This is a genomic window from Fulvitalea axinellae, from assembly GCF_036492835.1.
GTDB classification, from domain to species: domain Bacteria; phylum Bacteroidota; class Bacteroidia; order Cytophagales; family Cyclobacteriaceae; genus Fulvitalea; species Fulvitalea axinellae.
In genome coordinates, this window is record NZ_AP025314.1 from 3,281,001 (window position 1) to 3,300,151 (window position 19,151).

A 19,151-nucleotide genomic window follows, 5' to 3' on the forward strand; every position below is an offset into this window, starting at 1 on the left:
CGCCATGACTAGCCTCCTGAGCTCCATTGTCAGCCTTGTGATCATCGTGGCCATCGGTATTCTGGTGATCAAGATTTTGATTTTCATTTTCAAAATCGTGTTTCAGGCTTTAGCCTCTTGCTTGGGTATACTCGTATTCATTGTGGTCGCCTGCGTAATCATAGGGTTGGGCTCGGCATTGGCTGTTTTTCTACTGGGATTGGTAACCGCTTTACTGTAAAAAACGAAGAAACGGGACCTTATGCGCATAGAATGCGACGAGGTCCTATTTTTTTTGAAAAAATATTCAACTTAGTATCAATCGCTTACCTTTAACATGGGGCAAAAGGCGAGAACGCCACTTGTCTAAATGCCGACAAATCCCTAATATTGCACTCCCAATTAAGGAAAACGGCGTTGGGGCCCATAGCTCAGTTGGTTAGAGCATCTGACTCATAATCAGAGGGTCATCGGTTCGAGCCCGGTTGGGCCCACTATATAAAAAACCGTTTTCCTGACACGGGCCTTTAGCTCAGTTGGTTCAGAGCACCTGCCTTACAAGCAGGGGGTCACTGGTTCGAATCCAGTAGGGCCCACATTTTATTAGATTATCAAAGTATTGGGCCCATAGCTCAGTTGGTTAGAGCATCTGACTCATAATCAGAGGGTCATCGGTTCGAGCCCGGTTGGGCCCACGGAATCCCCGCTTCTTAGTGGGGATTTTTTTATGGTACTTGGTCTCAGGTATTAGGTATTCAGTATCTCATTGGTGAAAGCACCTAAGCCTTAGCCCCCCTTTAAAAAGGATGAAAATCAAGTCCAGAACCGGTCTTTCAGTTCCCTATGGAGCAACTTGACTCTGGCTTCACCGCTTCGGGCATTTAGTAAACTGCTTATACTTACGCCGGAGGCTTTTAGGTAAGAGCTGATGATTTCGGCCTGTTCTTCGGAATCGCCATCGAAGATCCTTATCATGCCGAATATTTCCCTGATCATTTCTTTTCTTCTGGATTTCAACGCTTTTTCGCTCATATCACTATCGCCCAAGCCGTGGTTGCGGGCTTTTTGCACTCCGAAACGAACGGCCGCCACTCCCACTTCGGCACCGAGAGCACCAAGTTTGATTCCCGCACCGACATGCGCCGTCACTCCCGCTATAAGCGTAATATTGCCCGCCACACGCATAGCATTAGTGGTTAGGTAAACGCACTCTCTGGCTATCCGCTCCCTATTGATCACCCGCAGTTCGTTGACAACTCCCAACTCACGGAACCGCCGGAAGCCCGATTCGAGATTATCAGTATTCAAACCCGCTCCCGAACCTCTCATATATTCTTCGAAAGCCTCACGCTTGGCTAATCTAAACAGGAAGTGGGAGTCAATGGCTTTGTCAGTTTCGGCGACAGCCTTAAAGGCTGGGTGAAGGGTAAAGTCATCACGAAGCCGTTTTTCCCTTCTTCGCATAGCTATAAAATTGCGGACATGACCAGAAAGGAGGATCGCCCTTTTGGCAACCTCGATAGTCGCTAAAACTAACCCGATAATGGGCAAGGCCGTATCCAAAACGGCTACGGTTACGTGGGAAAGCTTCAAAGCGTTATTTCCTGTCCGGAGGATTGTCTGCCCCACCTCGCCCATTTCTCGCAAGCGCCCAAGCATTCGGGCCACTACCTCGCGCTTGCTAATACTTTCCCGATCCACCAAAAAGGCTTTGATATCCTGCCCGATATGCGCAAGCAACATTATTCCTCCGAAAACGGAACTGAGCGCTCCACCCACTACTCCAAAAATTTCCAAGCCCGTGTTTTGGTGTAATAACTCGTCGGCATGATCGGCTAGTTCCAGTCCGCGCCACGCCATTTCCATTCCCCCACGGCCTTTGCGCAATAAGTTCAACTGGGACAATAGCGAAATGTCCAGCTTTTCCAATAGCTCATCCATCTCGCTTTCTGGCGGCAGTTTTTCCTTCAGCTCACGCAAGTCACCAACCAGCTTCTCCAAACGCACCTTCCGACGACGTTCCCAAAAACCTGCTTTTGCAGGCAATGGCGGTTCTTCCAAACTACTCCCACCCTCTTTATCAGGGGAAAATACGAGGGTCGGCAAGTCGGGATATTCGCCATGGTCATAATTAAGAGCGTCGGATCGCAGACGGGCCGGAACAACTCTTTCCACCATAACAGGCGCATCCTCATCAGACACCACAATCCGGGGAACGTCAGGCATCGCGCGGGCGGGAAGCACATCGCCTGTCCGCAAAGGCAAGCCGTAATCCGTTCGGAGAGCGTTTTCAGAGTCCAAAAGAAGGCGGGTTCTGCCGGAGGCTGACAGTTTGGAAGAGTCATGACGGCCAACGATATCTTTGGTGGCGTTGGCCATATGGAAAAAGTCGGGATAAAAAGAATCACCCCCTGAACTTTTAGCCACTAGCCCTAACATATCAGTATCAGGCATTCCCAGCACTACGCTGTTTCCGCTACGGAACCATGAAAACGAAGTGCCGGAAATGGGTCTTACGACCAAGACGCTATCTTTTCCGGAATAATTGGCTAATAATTCATCAGATTCGCTTTCCGGAAAACTCACTGTCTGCCCACGTTTCTGCTTTCCTATTCTCAAACGCCTTTTCTTCGCTTTCAAGGCATCGGAACAAGCCAGCGACGATAGTAAGAAACGACCCTCAGCTGTTCGCATCATTTGGAATAGCCAAACATTCACTTTGTTGGCGAAGGCCGGATCTCCCTCCACTTTCACCCTCTTTCTCACATCGCCCCACAGGCTTTGTATGTCCTCGGCGTCTTCCTCTCCTTCATCTGTCAGGACGTATACGGCATGCTCTTCCGGCGTCCACATCGGCAAGCCGTATTCGATCATTGCCGAAACCCAATAGGAAAGCTCGTCTTGGACATCGAGAAGGACTTCGCGCAAAAGCGCCTCTTCAGCGGGATTTTCGGAAAGTGAATTCTTGGAGTTCCAGACGTAAACCTGCTTTTCGATCTCGTAAAGCAACCGCAAACGCCCGTGGACCGTGGCCGTGAATTTTTGTCGGGCCGTCAAAGGCCGCTCAGGTATTGTCGCTCCCGAGCTTTGTACAGCGACGCTTTCGGCCAGCATTTCGTCGAGGCGGGCTTCCGTTACCGCTTCCTCATCGCGCATCATTCGCCCTAGGGCTTCCACCGACTCTTCGGGCATTTCGTGGAAGCTTTTGAGCAATTGACTTACAAAAACGGCGTTAGGGTCCAATTCTTCAGCCTCACCTCCGATAGCCAACTGTTTGCGAACGAAGGCCTCTTCGGTCATCAGACATTGAAGCGTTCCGGCTCCCGGACCGGACAAAGAATTTCCGGATTGGCGAAAGTTATCGGATCTCTTACGCTCTATAAACATTTGGCAAATCGGTAACGGACATTACCCCGCTACTCGCCAAAAAAGTGCCTAATCCGTTTCGATTCCCAGAATACGAACAAGCTTTTGCGACTCCAGCACCCTGAAAAAGAAAAAAGCTCCCCGAAGAGAGCTTTGATTTTATTGAAAAATTTCTTCCAAACTAATCTTCGTGAGGACCAGATGATTCGCGCACCAACATTTGGGTCTGGAGGAACACTTCCCTGTATTCTTTGTTCTCGACCTTTCCCTTCACTTTTTCGACTACAAGCTTTACGGCTTCGCGCCCAAGCTGTTCGATCGGTTGCTCCACGGCGGTGACAGGAGTTGAGGCCAGCCTAAAGGTCTCCGAGTCGTCAAAACTTACGATAGCCATATCTTCCGGCACCCTGATTCCTTTGTTCTGGAAATATTCCAACGCACCTACACCGAGATGGTTTTTGGCCAAAAACAAAGCCGTTGGACGCTCCGGAGAACTCAGGATATGTTCCAACTGTTCACTGATTTCGCTAAATTCTTTCCACGAACTTGTGAAACGAATCCAGTCGTCGTTTTCTTCCAAACCATGGGCTTTCAGGCCGTCACGAAAACCCTCTTCCCTTTTTTGCAAATGATAAATATCGCCACGGATACCGATCATACCTATTCTTTTGTGCCCTTGCGACACCAAGTGTTCAACGGCGTTGAACGAAGCCTGATAGTTATCCACGGCCACCAAATCGACATTCAGGTCCGGAAAGTAACGGTCAACTAAAACTACGGGCGTTTTGGTTTCGAGCAATTCCTCAATCTGGTCTTCCGTTTTCTCGGCGGCGGCCACGATTATGCCGTCCATCTGCCTGTCTTGAAAAATCCGGATCAGTTCGGCCGATTTCTCGGCGTTTTCGTCCGAGCTTCCGAAAATCACTTTCAGACCGTGCTTATCGGCCTCGTCTTCTACGGCCCGGCTAAGTTTAGCGAAAAACGGGTTGGCGATATCGGCCACAATCAGCCCCAAAGTATTGGTCTTTCCCGTCCTCAGACCGCGAGCCAGGTGGTTGGGCACATAATTGAGTTCTTTGGCCTTGGCCTTCACTTTTTCGCACATGCGCTGGCTGATGCGGTGCTCTTTGGCTTTACCGTTCAATACCAACGAAACCAAGGTCGTGGAAACGTCCAGCGCTTTCGCTATATCGCTTAAAGAAGTTTTTTTCTTCATCTCCAAAAATATTTGGCCCAGGCCCGACATTACCCAAAGCCGTCATTCAAACTTATCGTCCTGCTTTTATGCAAATGGATTAGCCAAGGACTGATCAACGAAACACCGCACATTAGAAACCTTTGACGAGAAGCCCGGAAATACGCCCAGACATGGTTTCAAGACTTACGGCCTTAACTGAGCCGAGAAAACATGCGATTATCCATTCGCTAGTACAAAGCTAAAATAATTAAACAAAAAGCCCCCGAAAATATTCGGGGGCTTTTCTCTTTATGGTATCAGTAAATCAATCAAAGTCCTGCCTAGACCCAAACTGATCATTTTTCGCAACAAAATTAACGCTTGAGGAAGACATTACTCCTTACAGGCTCGCTTCCGTCACCTTTGTCAAAGATAAAGAAGTAAGTTCCCTGCGGAAGAATACCGCTTCCGATCACGGCGCCTCTGGAAGCCGTTCCGTCCCAATGGTCAATGTATCCGCCACGTTCGAAAAGTTTCACTCCCCAGCGGTTATAAATCTTGATCCTGTTGTTCGGGTATTGCTCAGAACCTTCGATATAGAAATTATCGTTGATGCCGTCACCGTTCGGAGTAAAGACTCTCGGAATCCTCACGTCGCCCGGCTCAAGAACCCTGATAACAATCTCGGTGGTCGCCTTGTGGCCTTCGGTATCATAAACTTCATAAGTGTAAGACACCTGCCCCACAAAGTCAGCCGGAGCCGTATACTTGAATTCTTTGGTATGGAAATTCCACTTCGCTTCTCCATGTCCGGCTAGCTCTTTCAACCTGAACGAATTCAAGTCCAAATTACCGTCGGGGTCAATATCGTTATCCATTGGACGGATAACCGCAGACTCGCCTGGCAAGAGCGAAATGAAATCCGGATTCGCCGTCGGCGGGTTACCAGCCATGCCTCCAGGGTTGAACACCACAACGGTGAGAACCTGCGAAGTCTTGTTGCCCGAAACGTCAGTGGCGACATAAGTCACTTCGGATTTACCTATCGTAAAGCTCGATCCCGATTTCCTGTCTCCGACTACCGACTCCAACGCACAATTATCTGTGGCGTTAGGCTCGTCCCAAGTTACCGTAGTGCTCGCCCCTTGGGCTTCCACGTAAATATTGGCCGGGAATGAGATAAATTCCGGAGCTTCCTCATCAAGCTCTTTAGATACCAAGGCAGAACTATTGAGGTAATCGGCGCACATAAAGCCTCCTTTTCCGTCAGGCCTTTCGGCTTTAACCTTAAATAAGCTATGCGGAACATCGATCCATTCGCTTGGGATTGTCAGGACGAGATCCTCTCCCGCCACGCCCAATCCGGAAACTCCCGTATCGGCGCCAGAATTAGTCTCGACTGTATAACGTACCCCTTCTTCCGGAGCGGAGATGCGCAGTTCGGCGGGTTGGTCACCGCACAGTGCCTTACCTACTTCCAAGGTCAGCCCCTTATTCACTGGGGCCAGCACCGTTAGTTTGCCTTCATTAATAAACACATCTTCACAAGCTTCGCTATCTAGCCTTCTAGCCTCAATTTTAATCGCAAATTCTCCAGAAGACAAAGCGCTTGGGTTCACTGTAAGCGTCATCTCGCCACCAAGACCGGTAGTCCAGTCTTTGATTATGCCTACTCCTTCCGCAATCACTCTGTATTGAGAATCGGCGGCGGAGTTGGAAAGCGTAACAGTTCCTTCGGTCGCTCCTTGGCAAACGACATCGCCACTCACGCCATATGTCAGATCCGGTTTCGCAACGGATTTGATCGTCACCGTTGTCTCGATGGTCGCTTCACCACAAAGCTTGGAAGCTGTTCCTCTAACAACAAAGTCACGAGGCATTGCGGAAATATGCATCGGCAGAATCACCAATCTGATCTTTTCCTCGTCCTTGGCTTTTACCGCCGTGCTTACGGCCGTACTTCCGTCTGCCGAGAACACTTGGTATTTTACCCCGCCAAATGGATTGGTAACGTCTACATAAGTCACGGTACCTTCACATCCAGCGTGAATTCCGGTTTCGATTTCTCCGTCCGGAAGCTCGCTGATAAGAATACGTTGACTGTCGAAAATCATACTTGAACAACCGTCTACCGGCACCCAAACTCCACCTTCTTCCATAACCCTTTGAGCGCTTACCCTGATATCGGTGTATGGAGCCACAAGTATACTTGCGGGAACGGTAATCTGTAGAGGGTCGGCATCCAAACCTAATCCCCTGACAGGCGTATTCACCACTTTCTCTGTTCCGTCTGGCGCTATAGCCGTTGCGGTGTAGAGCACATCCGCTTCAGAGGCCCGAATTTCGATAGCTGCGTCATTATCTTCACAAACCTCATCAGGGACGCCAACCACCGTCCTGTCAGAGAATGGCTTAGCCAAAATCTCAAGCTGAATCTTTTCGTCAAACGAATAGCTACAGTTTTTGCCTACGCTGGCTTTTATCACAAAGTCATATTCGTTTGGCAAGAACTTATCAGGATCGCTTGTGTCGAATCGTAGTATCAATGCGTCGCCTGATGTCTCGTTGATGGTTTCCACTTCTTGGTTGTCCATTAAGGAAACCAAATGGTAGTTTACGTTTTTCTCCGGCTTAAGAATCGTGATTTCCGCCATGCCGTCTTCGCAAAGCCTGTCCGATATCACATCGAGGCTTCTGTTTGGCTCGGCAACTACCTCTACGGCAAATTTCTGCGTATTCGGGCAGAAATTTCCGGAAGGATCAATCGCGTCAAGCGTCAGGTTCACTTTTCCGGCAGTAGCCAACGAAGCAGGAATCTCAAAAATGATTTCGTCGCCTTTTCCGGATCTCTTTTCCACATCTCCGTTTGGCAAAGTCAATTCGTATTCGTGACCAGTAAGGGTTGGGATCACCAAAATAACTCCATCGAAGTTCTCACACATTTCCTCGGCTGAGATCTTGATCGGCGCCAACTCTTTGGCCTTGAGACTAACTTTGTCCAGTTTCTCCTTGCCACAACCGGCCGTTTCGTTAGCTCCGTACAATTCGAGTTCCACGGTCTGCCCCAGTTCAAGGTCAGCGTTCGGGATTCTGAACGTCAAAATATCACCGAGAGGAACAGAGCGATATACTTTGCCTGAAACACCACGCGCTTCCAGTGTATAAGTTATTCCCGCCTCTGGGTTTGTCAAATTAAAAACAGCGTCCTCACCCGGGCAAACGCCGTCAGGACCATCCAGCGTTCTCATCTCCGGCTTCCCTATCACGGCGTATCGCAAAGTAACCTGCAACGGGCGACCACAAGAAGCTCCCGCAGTAGCGTGAACATACAGGTCATATACCCCAGGTTCGAAGGCCTCCGTAATTGGCAATTCCAGAGACTCGCCCGCACTTGACACCCCTATATCAGAAACACTAGCATTTGAAGACTTGCGGAAAACCTGATACTTGATTCCCGGCTGTGGGTCTTCAATTATAACACTAGAAGTCGTCTGGCCAAAGCAAGAGCTTTCGATACTGGCCCGAACCATATCGTCCGGCTGATCGATAACATTGACTGTCACGGACCCGACGATGATTCCATCGCAAGTGCCTCGTTTATAACGGGCGTAAAGGTCATACTGCGTCGTAACCGTTGGCGAAACTTTAAGCTCGCTGTCTTCGTCAATGCTTTCTACCCACGCTTCTTCGGCCGTAATCAATCCGCCTTTCTTCACCAACCAATACCGGACTGGCACTTCGGAAGTGAAACTAACGGTCGCTTCGCTTCCTTCGCAGATTGTCTGATCTTCCATAATCACCGCAACAGGCTTTCCGTAAGCGTTTAGCCCGATGGCGTCTTCGAAAGTTTTCTCGCAACCCAAGCCGTTTTTCCATCTCACGATCAAGTCATAAGAGTTGCTTCCAACCTGAGGCAAATCGGCTCCAAGGACAAACTCTACACGGCCCTCGGCGTTCAACGTTCCGTTGGTCACTTTTCCGTTGGCGTCTTTTACCGAGTAAACGACTCCGCTTCTTGGATTTCTTAACGTTATTCTGAAATCCCCTCCACCTTGACAATACCCGTCATCTGTAATAATCTCCAGGTTCCTCAAATCGTCTTCTTGAGGTGTAGCCAAAACGGTAACATCAAACGTGCTTTCACTCTTCAAATCGCAAGAACCACCTTGAGCCCGCAACATAAATGTATGGTCACCGACAGGAAGGTCAGACGTTTCGATATCGTAAAGCAAATCACCACCATTACCCTCTTTCACTAAACCGATTCTACGGTCATCTTCGAAGATTTGATAGTAATAACCTTTTTTAGTGTTCCTAATGGTCAGTGTCAAGCCTTCGCCTTCGCAAATCTCGGCAGGTGGCGGAGCTAGCACCGCTCCTGGTTCCTTATCGAACGTAACCGGGATTTTAACGCTGTTAGTACACTTTGTAACAAAGTCCTGAACTTCCAGAATAAACTCGACTTTCCCGTCTACTACATATTCGCCCTCCAAGAATTTCTGATCGACTTTAATCTCGAGAGCAACCGTCCCCTTACCTTCATCTACTGCGGCAACATTCAGCTTATTCGAAACGAGATTCTTTGCGTAAAGCACGTAATTAAAGTCCTTGATCGCATCTTTGACGATCAAAGTGGCCTCTTGTCCTTCACAAGGTTTGAAAACATCAATTTGAGGCTCATCCGGAAGCGCTTTTTTCTCAACAGTTTTCCGGTCAAGCAACACCCTTTCGCATCCAGTGACCTTGTCCGTCATCACCAACGTGACAAAGTTTGTCTTACCGGCCAGATTCGAAGGAAGTTCTTTATACAAACTACCGTCTGAGGAAGTTTTCCAATCCGAAATGATTTGCTTGTTGTCAGCCCCATCCGTTACGGAAAGTTCGTATGTGTATTTGCCAGTTTCCGGATCAGGAACTCTTACCCAGAACACACCACCTTCGCAAACCGCAGGATCTATGGTCACGTTTTTAACAGGCAACTCTTTCTGTATAGTTATCGTCGCAACCGCATCCGTATCCTCTCCGCAGATTTCCGTCGTTTCGTCACCCGCCCCGACTTTTATCGGGAAATTATAGGTAGCTCCAGCCGACAGATTCAATTCTCCCTGATTCAGAGTGATGATTTTTGTGACTTTATCAGCAAAAACTCTTTGGGTATCATCCTCTAATCCGGCCGAGATCTCGATCCAGTAATCAGCGTCCTCCGTAAGGTTTTCACCTCCCAATTGGAGGTTGATTTCCTCATTCGCACAAACTGTCGGATTATTTACGGTAATGTTAAGTCCCGGATTGTCAACAGGGCTAACCACAACCGTCTTCAGCAAAATTCTACAACCTTTGCCATCCGCCCTTTCTCCGTATAATTCGTATGTCAGATTTCCATCCGCATCCAGATCACCGGAAGCTATGTACTTGGCAGGAATGGTGGTTTTGAGCAGGCTTGGATTATCGAAATCGGAAACGAAATTCAATTTTGTATCCGGCGCCGTCAAATTACCGCCCTCAAGAGAATATCGGAACTTACTGTCACCGTCCGTAATGGTCACAATTCCCGGCTCCTCCATACAGGCTTTTGCTACAACATCGACATCGCTTGGTTTTTCGAGCTTCGTTACTTTCACATGAGCTGGCAACGTGATTTTACACGTCACAAGATCTTTACGGTATACCTCCAAATCGAGGTCGTTTTCTCCGTATTCCAGGTCACTTCCCGGAACGGTGATTTGCCCAGGTGTTAACGTTTCAGAGTAGACTTGGCTTCTGTCCGGTTTGAAGAGTTTATAAATCCCTGTCGCAGGAGAAGCCACTGTCACTACTTTATTATCATCGGCACAAAGCTCATCCGTTACCGGAGCTGGAGCTGTTGGTTTGGAAAGAATAACGAGATCAAACGGATCGCTAAGTTCTTTTTCGCAAGAGTCTTCCACCCTGACAAAAAGCTTCAGCGAAACCTTGTCGCCGTCAACTTTAGACCACCTTGGTTCGATTTTGTCCCAACCGACCGTAAAGGAAAGCTCGCCGCTTCCGTCGGCCCAACTAGCCAGTACAGTCGTGTTGTCGGCTGTTCTGATCTCATACTGGAACCCATTTTCCGTTCCTGGAACGGTAATCACCGCCGATGATTCTTCGCAAATCGCAGGAACCGTCGGGCTCAACTTCGTATCAGGCAACTCAACGGCCTTAACCGTAAAGTTTTGATCGAAAGTACAAGATTCTCCTGGGAGACGATTCACTGTTTCCGACAAACGGAAAGACCTTGTTGCAGGAGTGTGGTTTTTCAGGTTCAGGCTTATATCGCCACCTCCCGGTTTTTTGTCAAGGCTAGCGGGCAGGTCTGGTGTTGTTTGCCATACCTCATATGTGTCACTGGCCTTAGTTTCTTTCAGATTCAGTGCTACCGGCTCGCCAAGACACGCTTCAAAGTCCGAAATCGCATCAACAACAGGCGTTAGACGGAGGAAGTTCACTGTATGCTTAACATCACTGTCACAATCACCCGAAGCGGTAGACTTGCCACTTATAGTAAACTTAAACTTCTCGCTATAAACGCGCTCCGCAAAATAACTGGCTGGAACCGTGAAGACATAATCGTCTCCGTCTACGCTACCGTTCGCTTTATTGCCGGTGTCATCAACCGCCTCATACACCAAAGTCAACTTGGCTCCACCTGGGATTCGGATTTGAGCGTCGACGTTTCCGCAAACCATCTTTTCATAAACAGGAGCCGGAACGTCAGGCGTTTCCACCACGGTTACTTTGGCCTTATTATCCAGCTTGTCGTCGCAAGAAGTGCTTCCCACTCCTACCGAGAACTCATAAACACCAACCGGATAAGTATCCGCTGGCAAGTTCGCCAAGATCGTGACCGTAGTTCCTTCAGCTCTCGCAGAAGCCAACTCCGAATCATCAGCCCTTAACAAGCTGTAGCGCTTTTGGTCCTCGGCCCCTTCGATTTTCAACTTCAGTGTACCGCCTTCGCAAAGCGTCACTTCCGGAACCGTCAAGTCCAACTTCGGAACATCGGTAACCTTAAGCGTCACAAGTGGCGATATAGCGCACGACTCTCTGAATTTGTTGTGAGCCGTAACGACAAACTTATTCTCCGGCTTGGATGTATATAGTCCGTTTACCGTGAAAATTACAGGCGCGCCTTCGCGATCAGGGAAAAGATCGACACTTTCGGTAGTGCCATCCACATGCCTGAGGTTGTACAGAATATTGTCCTGAGGATCCTCAACTTTTATAACCCCTTCCGCACTCAAGCAGGTCGGATCTTTTATAAAGAATGTCGGATCATCCGGAGTCTCACGAACCGTAAGCGGTTGGATTTGGCTTACTTGACAATAATTACTGTGATTAAGCTCAATGCCTATTCCAGTATTTGATGTTCCAGTTCTAGAAACATTCTTGTAAGTAACCTTCCATTTGGCAGAACTTACTTCCGTTACAATCTCCTCATCATACGCATAAGTATCCGTGCTCAAAGTCAACACCCAACCTGCTCCCGGCCTAGGTATTTCGAAGGAAACATCCTCTCCTTCGCATATCTCTATAGTGGTTAAATCAGAAGGTGTATAAACATCGAGAACAGTGATTGTAGCTTTATTCGTCAATTCATAAGGACAGTGCCCTTTGGTTCCGGTCCAGACCGTATATTGTTTTGTTCCGGCAGGAACACTTGCCGGCACTTCGAAGGTCATGACATAGTCGGTGCCGTTAAGCTCTTTGGAAATCAATGTCATTTCATCGCTTCCGTCTTGGAGCCAATATTCGTCCTCTTCGGCATTTTTAACAGTAACCTTCGCAATGCGGGTAGCGCAATCCATCGTGCTTCCCTCTACCGCAAGGGCCGTATTTGGTGTGTCCGTGATATTTATGACAAACTCAAAATCGGTTTTGCAACTGCCGTTGTCGACCGTTCCGTAAATCGTCAGTTTTTGAGAAGTTACGTTTCTGGCTTCTACATACAGTAATCTGCCATCTCCCAGTTCAGCAGGGGACGGAATAAATATTTCTAATGGGGAACCGCTTGAAGCTCCTTCATTTTTGTAGAACACCTCGTAGGTAGCATCACCTAAAAGCCGAGAAAGCCTAAAGATCACTTCTTTTCCTCCGCAAGCCATAACAGGCGCAAGTTCAGGCGCTAGAGGGAAAGCTTTCCGCTCAACAGTAATGTTCCCTAATGAGACACTGCAACTCGTAAGATCATTGCGTCTTGCCCGAACTTCAAGAACCGGATTGCCAGAAGTGAAATCGAGAGCGGTCTGCTGTATAGTCAAGAACAGGTCACCGCTTTCCTCACTGGTCGCGGCCGGAAGTATAGTACCGTTTTGGTAAGCTTCGTACACCACAAATGATTCGCGGTCCTTAACCTTAATCCGTACGTTCTCATTTCCGCAAACAGTTTCCGCCAGCTCAATACCTTTAGCCAAAGGCTTAGCCAAGACTTTTACTTTGGCGATATTATCCAGAATATCAGAGCAACTTCCGCTTTCGCCATCCGTCGCACCCACAAAGAAATTGAAACTGTGTATCCCTACCGTACCAGGGACAGTCACCGTAAATTCGAGCGCCGAGCCATCAGCTTGGCCCACTTTGGCTTCTCCCGGATAACCGTCTACCCAATAACTGTTTCCAGCTTCAGGATTCGTAATCCGAACAGTAGCGCTAGTCTCCCCTTCACAGATTTGACTTCCTTCTACAGTCAAGCCAGTGTTAAAGTCTTTTGCCGCCCAAGTAATGTCAACCTCTCCGACTTTCTTGATATCGCAAGTTCCTTTCTTCGCTCCAACTCCAATACGAACAGAACCCGTAACATTCGGAGAAAGCAATGATTTCACTTGGTCAACCGTCAATTCAACCTCATCGGAAGCATCAGCGAAATCAGCAAGCAAAGCTCCGAGTTCTCCCGCTCCATTCAACGAATAAAGATGGTATTTCACCTTATCTTCAGGATTCGTAATCTCAACAGTTACGGGATTGTCAGGACACACGGATTTTGCTTTCGCAGTGACGTCACGCGGTTCGCTAATCACTTCCAGGTCAAAATCAGTGATATTTACATCGCACGTTAAAATTTTGGAAGAGAATGGATAATACGTGGCCCTCAGCGACATCGGGTTGGTACCAACCGGAATAGAATATTCAGTCCCACCTTCGTTATACCTTGTCTTCACAGTCAAAGGCAACTCTCTTCCTACAGCTTCTCCAGCGTTTCTTTCTTCACTAACTACACCAACAGGAGTTGAATTTTTGCGAATGTAATATATCGTATTTCTAAAAGGCTTAACGTCTTTTACCGTAAGAGTAATTTCCCCTCCGTCACAAACAGGTCCCAAGCCATCTATCTCCAAACCTTCTTTGACAGTACCAACATAATAACGAAGGTCAACTTCCGAAATGGAAGGACAACCACCTGGCACCGAAGCGTACATTCTAAACTTAAATGCCCAGAAGCTTCCGGTTTTGAGTGCTCCGTCATCGTTGTTCAGAAGAAACTCTTCTTCTATAACTATTGTCTCCTCTACTCCTGTCGATTTATCGGCGGGCAAAGAATAAACATCATACTCTTTACCACCACTACCGAGTAGCTTCAGGTCATACGAGACACCTGGATCAGAATCAAAGAACATCTCACTATTTTCGGCGCCCTCACACATATGGTACATTCCTCCCCAACCGAGGTTCTTGAATGCCACGCCAGGTTCTTTGGTTACTCTGATCGTTACGTCTTGTACAACCTCATCACAACCAGCCCTTATAGCCTTCAACTTTATCGGATAATCACCCGCTAGGCTAAAATTCAAATCGGGATTGCTCGGTCCTGGAGCCCATTCCGCGTCGGCTCCTACAAATTCCCCGATCAATGTATTTCCTCGGCTAGTGAACGCTTGATAGGTTACCCCATCTTGAGCCCCTTCGATTTTCAATGTAGGATTAGAACCTTCGCAGAATGGCCCAAAACTTTGAATTTGAAAGTCCAAGTCAAAACCACAAGCTATCTCAACATTCCTTAAAAAGCTGTAGTTATTGTTCTTGTCAATCTCCGGAGGAAAACGTTCTATATATAATAGGATTGTCTTTTTACCCAATCCGCAAGGTACAGGTATAGTAAACTCTCCCTTCAACGGATCCGGCAAAGCCTTCAGTCCATCCGGTAACGAAATTTTCTCAATTAGCTCAGTCTCTCTTGTGACCGGGTCAAACCAAGACGCCTGAACAAACAACGGAAGTTCAAAGTCTGTAAGACCTATGTTTCCGTAATCGTACGGCAACTTAATCACTTTTTGCCCTGCAGCATTTTCCTGACACTCGATTTTCCCGTCAGGACCGAATACCGGTTTCGCTTCTATCCAAAAGTCAGGAAGCTGTTTAACCTCAATCGGAGTCAGGGTAAACTCTGACGAATCGTCAAAAGCGTCATCCCAATCACTGATATTCATTTTAGTCTTTAAATTATCAGCATTGAGACCTTTAAACTCATCGTCCGTGGTTGTAGCCCACACTGGGCCTTCGAGCCTAACAACATTGACAATCAAAAACCCTTGGGACTTCTCACCCGGCGGGGTACTCCCCAAATCGGTCGGAATATCATCAAGCCCAACGCTGGTCGCATCACCAGCTCGGTATAAGGTTATCCCTGTTTGTTCTGATATTGTCGTACCACCTCCGGTAGGATGCTCATGCTTAAATGTCACCACTCCGAAGAAGTGGCGTCCTTGTCCCGGTTCATAGTCCCTGAAGTCTTCCCCTTCCCTAATGTTGTCCGTATAGCAGAACAAAGCGTAGTGGCCTTCTTCTCCATTAAAGCGGAATCCTAATTCGATTGACTTTCCATCACCTGACATCTTGGCCGGGAAAAAGTCCGTACCAGGATCAGGATCCATAAACTCAATATAATTCAGCTTTGTGTTCGGGCCAATATCCTCGTCTTTATCGTCATTACGCGTTATAAGGTCATCGCCCAAGTCAATCGCCATCTTGGAACTGTTCAGATATGAGTAGTTCCTCATCACGGGGATATTTTCGGCAAAGCTTTCGCCAGGCATTAACGGCACAAGGTCTTTATCCTTGCCAATCACAACACCCTTTACATTTTCTGTCATAAAGTTAGCGTCGTACCGGCCTAATCCACCGACCACGTATTCGCTAAGGCCACGTTCCAATTGTATCGCATTTCCGGAACAACCCCGGATCACGTTTCCGTATATTAAGCCTCCACTAGCTATACTTTTGGGATAATTCTTAACATAAATTCCGCCTGTCTGGGCTTCCCTAATCAGGTTGCCCCATAGCGTATTTTCTTTACCCAAAAGTAAAATCGAGGTTTCTCCTTCGGCACCTGCACCATCTGCCCAGTTACCCAACACGTTAAATGTACCGGATTCCCAAGACTCCCTTGTCGGGCTCACATCCACATTCGGGAAATCTGGGCCCAAGCCAAAAACGTTGCTAGCCACAAAGTTTCTCTCAGGGATTTCAGCGCCATCCGATACAAACCTCAACCCATACCGAACATTGTTACTGATATAGTTTGCGTAAGTCTGGTCTAAAAATGTGGTATCGCCTACACCCGCAGGCTTTCCGCCGATTACGTTATCGTCACCTCCAAAAGCAGACGCAACGATTCTTATACCCTCATTATTCTTCTGCGAATCCACATCCACAGGCAAAGAGTAAAAGGATTCCGGACCAGGGATGAGCCTATGCTCTGTTGTAAAGCCCAAATAATTGCTTCGAACTGTCGTTCCGTTTGCCGAAAGCTCAACTACCGCTTGCCCCGACTTATTGGCTCCATAAACCATAAAACCTTGGATTATGGAGTGGTTTCTACCCACTTCCTCCCTAGAGCTTTTGACATTAAACACCGCCGTCTTACTTGCGTCGAGATTTGAAGCGTTCAAGGCTATTCTCAAATCATGCTGGCCGTTTTTTCTTGGAGTGGCTTCAGGAGCTACGACATCACCAACCCTTTTCATGGATCCATCGATGATCATTTCGGTAACGATATCCTCAAAACCTGAAATGGGCACCATAATTTCATGATGTCCTTCCGCATTACCTGATCCCGGAATAGCGAAACGAATATGCTCCGTTACAGAGTTTATCGCATCGTCATCGATAACATTGGCGTTATGGATCGCTTGCGCCAAAGAACCTTGACCGGTGGAGTTAGTATTCGTAACGGCATAGAAACTATAACCGAAGTCGACATCCTCTATTTGGGAATTATTACCAGATCCCTCATCGCCAATTTCGACTTTGGAAACGGATTGGGTGTTATAGACGCTGTTCCGCAAAGTTTCCAGAGTCACTTCCCCTACGTTCACCAAACCGTCTATAAAACCTTTATTCGATTCGGGACCACCTATTTCATCCGTGACAAACGGTTCTGTTGAACTCGGATCAGTTCTAAAAGTTTGAACAGCCATTTCGGTCCCGTCTCCTCTATCCGCCTTAACGGTTCCTGAAACGACACGGACAAAGTAGTCTCCTTGAGCCAACTCTTCAAAGCGATATTTTCCGTCGGCTCCTGTCTTAACCGATTTAAGGAATATCCCATCCGTATCACTTGTCGCACGGTAAATTTCCACAGTGGCGTTATGCACACGCTTGTCACCCACACCACCATCAAAGTCGGAACCTGGGCCTCCTTCATAATTCCGGTCGTCGAAGACTAAACCTTCCACGCTACCATTTGCGGGCTCTTCGCAGTCCTCGATAAAATATTCGTAATTTGTCTTTAATCTTTCAGCATTCAGAATTACGTTTCCCGATCCAGATTTAGACACTAACTCCACACTCACGGTAATCAATACAGAGCCAGAACCCGGTCCCATATTTCTGACTTGCAAGTTGCGCTTTTGTCGGGCTACTACTTTAAACTTATGCTTCTTACCTGACACTCCGTTGGTTTTGATTTCAACAGACTCCAGATAACGACTATCCGAAACATGCCAAGTTGGGTTACTCAATTTATATTTACTAGCATCAGGATTGATGATAGTAAAATTAAATTCAGGCAAATCCGCACTCTCAGTATTGTTCTTAGTCATGCAGACATCTTTCCTTTGCGCTCCAAAATCAGCGCTGAATTCCTGCTTGGCTGAGAATAACCCCGGGCCCAAACCAGAACCTGACGAACTCTTTCGGCGTCCCGTATACAGTTCCACTTTACCATCTCCGTCAACGTCAGCTATCGTAACCGTCTGATATTCCGCAACCTTACTGTTTCCGTATTTACTCCAAAGGGTTTTAACCCCTGACGCAAATTTCGGCAAGTTTCCCTTTCCGGCTATATTCTCAAAGTAGCCTATACTATTATCATAGTCCCCAAAAAGAACATCCTCGTCGCCGTCACCGTCATAATCCACAAAAACAGATGTCACGTCATATCTCATCTGCCCCTTGGAACCAGAATAATTAAACGGCAATCCAAACGCTCCAGCGGCATACCTTGCCTTGCCAGTCGCTCCGTCATTCCTAGTTCTAAATTTAGGAAGGTCATCCGCTCCTGTCGCCTCATTTAAGTAATAATGAAATGTTCCTTTACCTGATGAGAAAAATAGGTCAAGCTTGCCATCATAGTTAAGGTCCACCAAACTTGGCGAGAACATATTCCAATCACTCCGCGACAATCCGTTAGTGGAACTCGAACTCTTTAAGTCTGTAGGGTAACGTGACGGTAAATTAAAAACAGGATTGCCCTTCCTCTGAAAATATAATGTTCCGCCACCATTCTTGTCGATCAGCTTATTTTCAAAATAGAAAAAACCGCCACGATCCGAACTTGGACTGGCGCGGTTAAAGCCAATCATACAGTCTAAATCTCCATCATTGTCTACATCTCCAAAAGTTGGACGAAGCAGGTAATACTGATTGCTCGACATCCTAGGCAATTCCAAACCGATGTCTTTCCCGTCAAAAGAGGCTTTGAATTCTTTTTTATCTCCGTCTTTATACTCCAACACCCTAATTCGCCCTGTCTGCGATGAAGAGTTTGGTCTGCCCCAAGAATTATGTCCCGGCGCTTGCACGGCTGTGACGCACTCAAGAAAGCCGTCATTATCAATATCCGCAAATACCGGGTTGGGTCCAGTCATATTATAACTTGAGGAAAACCGGTCTTTCAATTTAAAATCCGGATCCCCTAAATCCCCGAATTTTATGGTTTGGCCCGCAGGCATTTTTCCTTGGTCTCCAGCCTTTACCGCAAATCGAACTTCCCGGATTCCCGCTTCGGGCATTTCCGGCATTTCTGCCCTGAGTGTAATATACGAAAGCCGAGACGTCGTACTTCCCGTCCACGTGCTTGGCGTTGCCTGAATACGATATTCAAATACCCCAGGCGAAGACAGCCCCATGCTGGTCACAGTAATTGAACCAGAAGCAAAAAGCCCCGTGTTCGTAGCTGTTGCCGTGATCACGGGTTCCTTTGGAGCCAAAACAGTAAAAGTTTCATCCACAATCTTACCAATAGGCAGAAACTGTGTTTTAGGCTCGTTAATATCAAAAAGCCCTCCCTGAGCTACGGCTTCGGGGGGCAAAAGTGCTGCGCATAAAAGCGCCACTATGATTTGCGACAGTATAAAATTTTTCAACCTCATTTTATATCATTGTCAGATACAGG

The 19,151-nt window shown here is 47.5% G+C and carries 4 protein-coding genes and 3 tRNA genes; 4 read left to right on the plus strand and 3 right to left on the minus strand.

Annotated elements, in window-relative coordinates; translation table 11 throughout:
* Positions 1–4: 4 nt before the first annotated feature.
* The 4 genes from AABK39_RS12320 (at position 5) to AABK39_RS12335 (ending at position 674) form a co-directional block, all read left to right on the plus strand.
* Entirely contained in the window at positions 5–220 is a 216-nt protein-coding gene (locus AABK39_RS12320; RefSeq protein WP_338391657.1) for a hypothetical protein, read from the plus strand.
* A 179-nt stretch (positions 221–399) separates the two neighbouring features.
* Positions 400–473: transfer RNA gene (locus AABK39_RS12325), tRNA-Met, on the plus strand.
* Between the two features lie 27 nt (positions 474–500).
* Positions 501–575: transfer RNA gene (locus tag AABK39_RS12330), tRNA-Val, on the plus strand.
* A gap of 25 nt (positions 576–600) precedes the next feature.
* Positions 601–674: transfer RNA gene (locus AABK39_RS12335), tRNA-Met, on the plus strand.
* A gap of 118 nt (positions 675–792) precedes the next feature.
* On the opposite strand, the gene AABK39_RS12340 is transcribed toward AABK39_RS12335, so the two are convergent.
* From AABK39_RS12340 to AABK39_RS12350, 3 genes are all read right to left on the minus strand, one after another.
* Positions 793–3,366, minus strand: coding sequence for a hypothetical protein (locus tag AABK39_RS12340; protein ID WP_338391658.1), 2,574 nt, complete (start codon positions 3,364–3,366; stop codon positions 793–795).
* A 160-nt stretch (positions 3,367–3,526) separates the two neighbouring features.
* Positions 3,527–4,561 carry a LacI family DNA-binding transcriptional regulator gene (locus tag AABK39_RS12345; protein WP_338391659.1) on the minus strand — a complete coding sequence of 345 codons (1,035 nt, stop codon included), beginning with the start codon at positions 4,559–4,561 and terminating at the stop codon, positions 3,527–3,529.
* Positions 4,562–4,896: 335 nt separating this feature from the next.
* Entirely contained in the window at positions 4,897–19,128 is a 14,232-nt protein-coding gene (locus AABK39_RS12350; protein WP_338391660.1) for a T9SS type B sorting domain-containing protein, read from the minus strand.
* Positions 19,129–19,151: the final 23 nt, after the last annotated feature.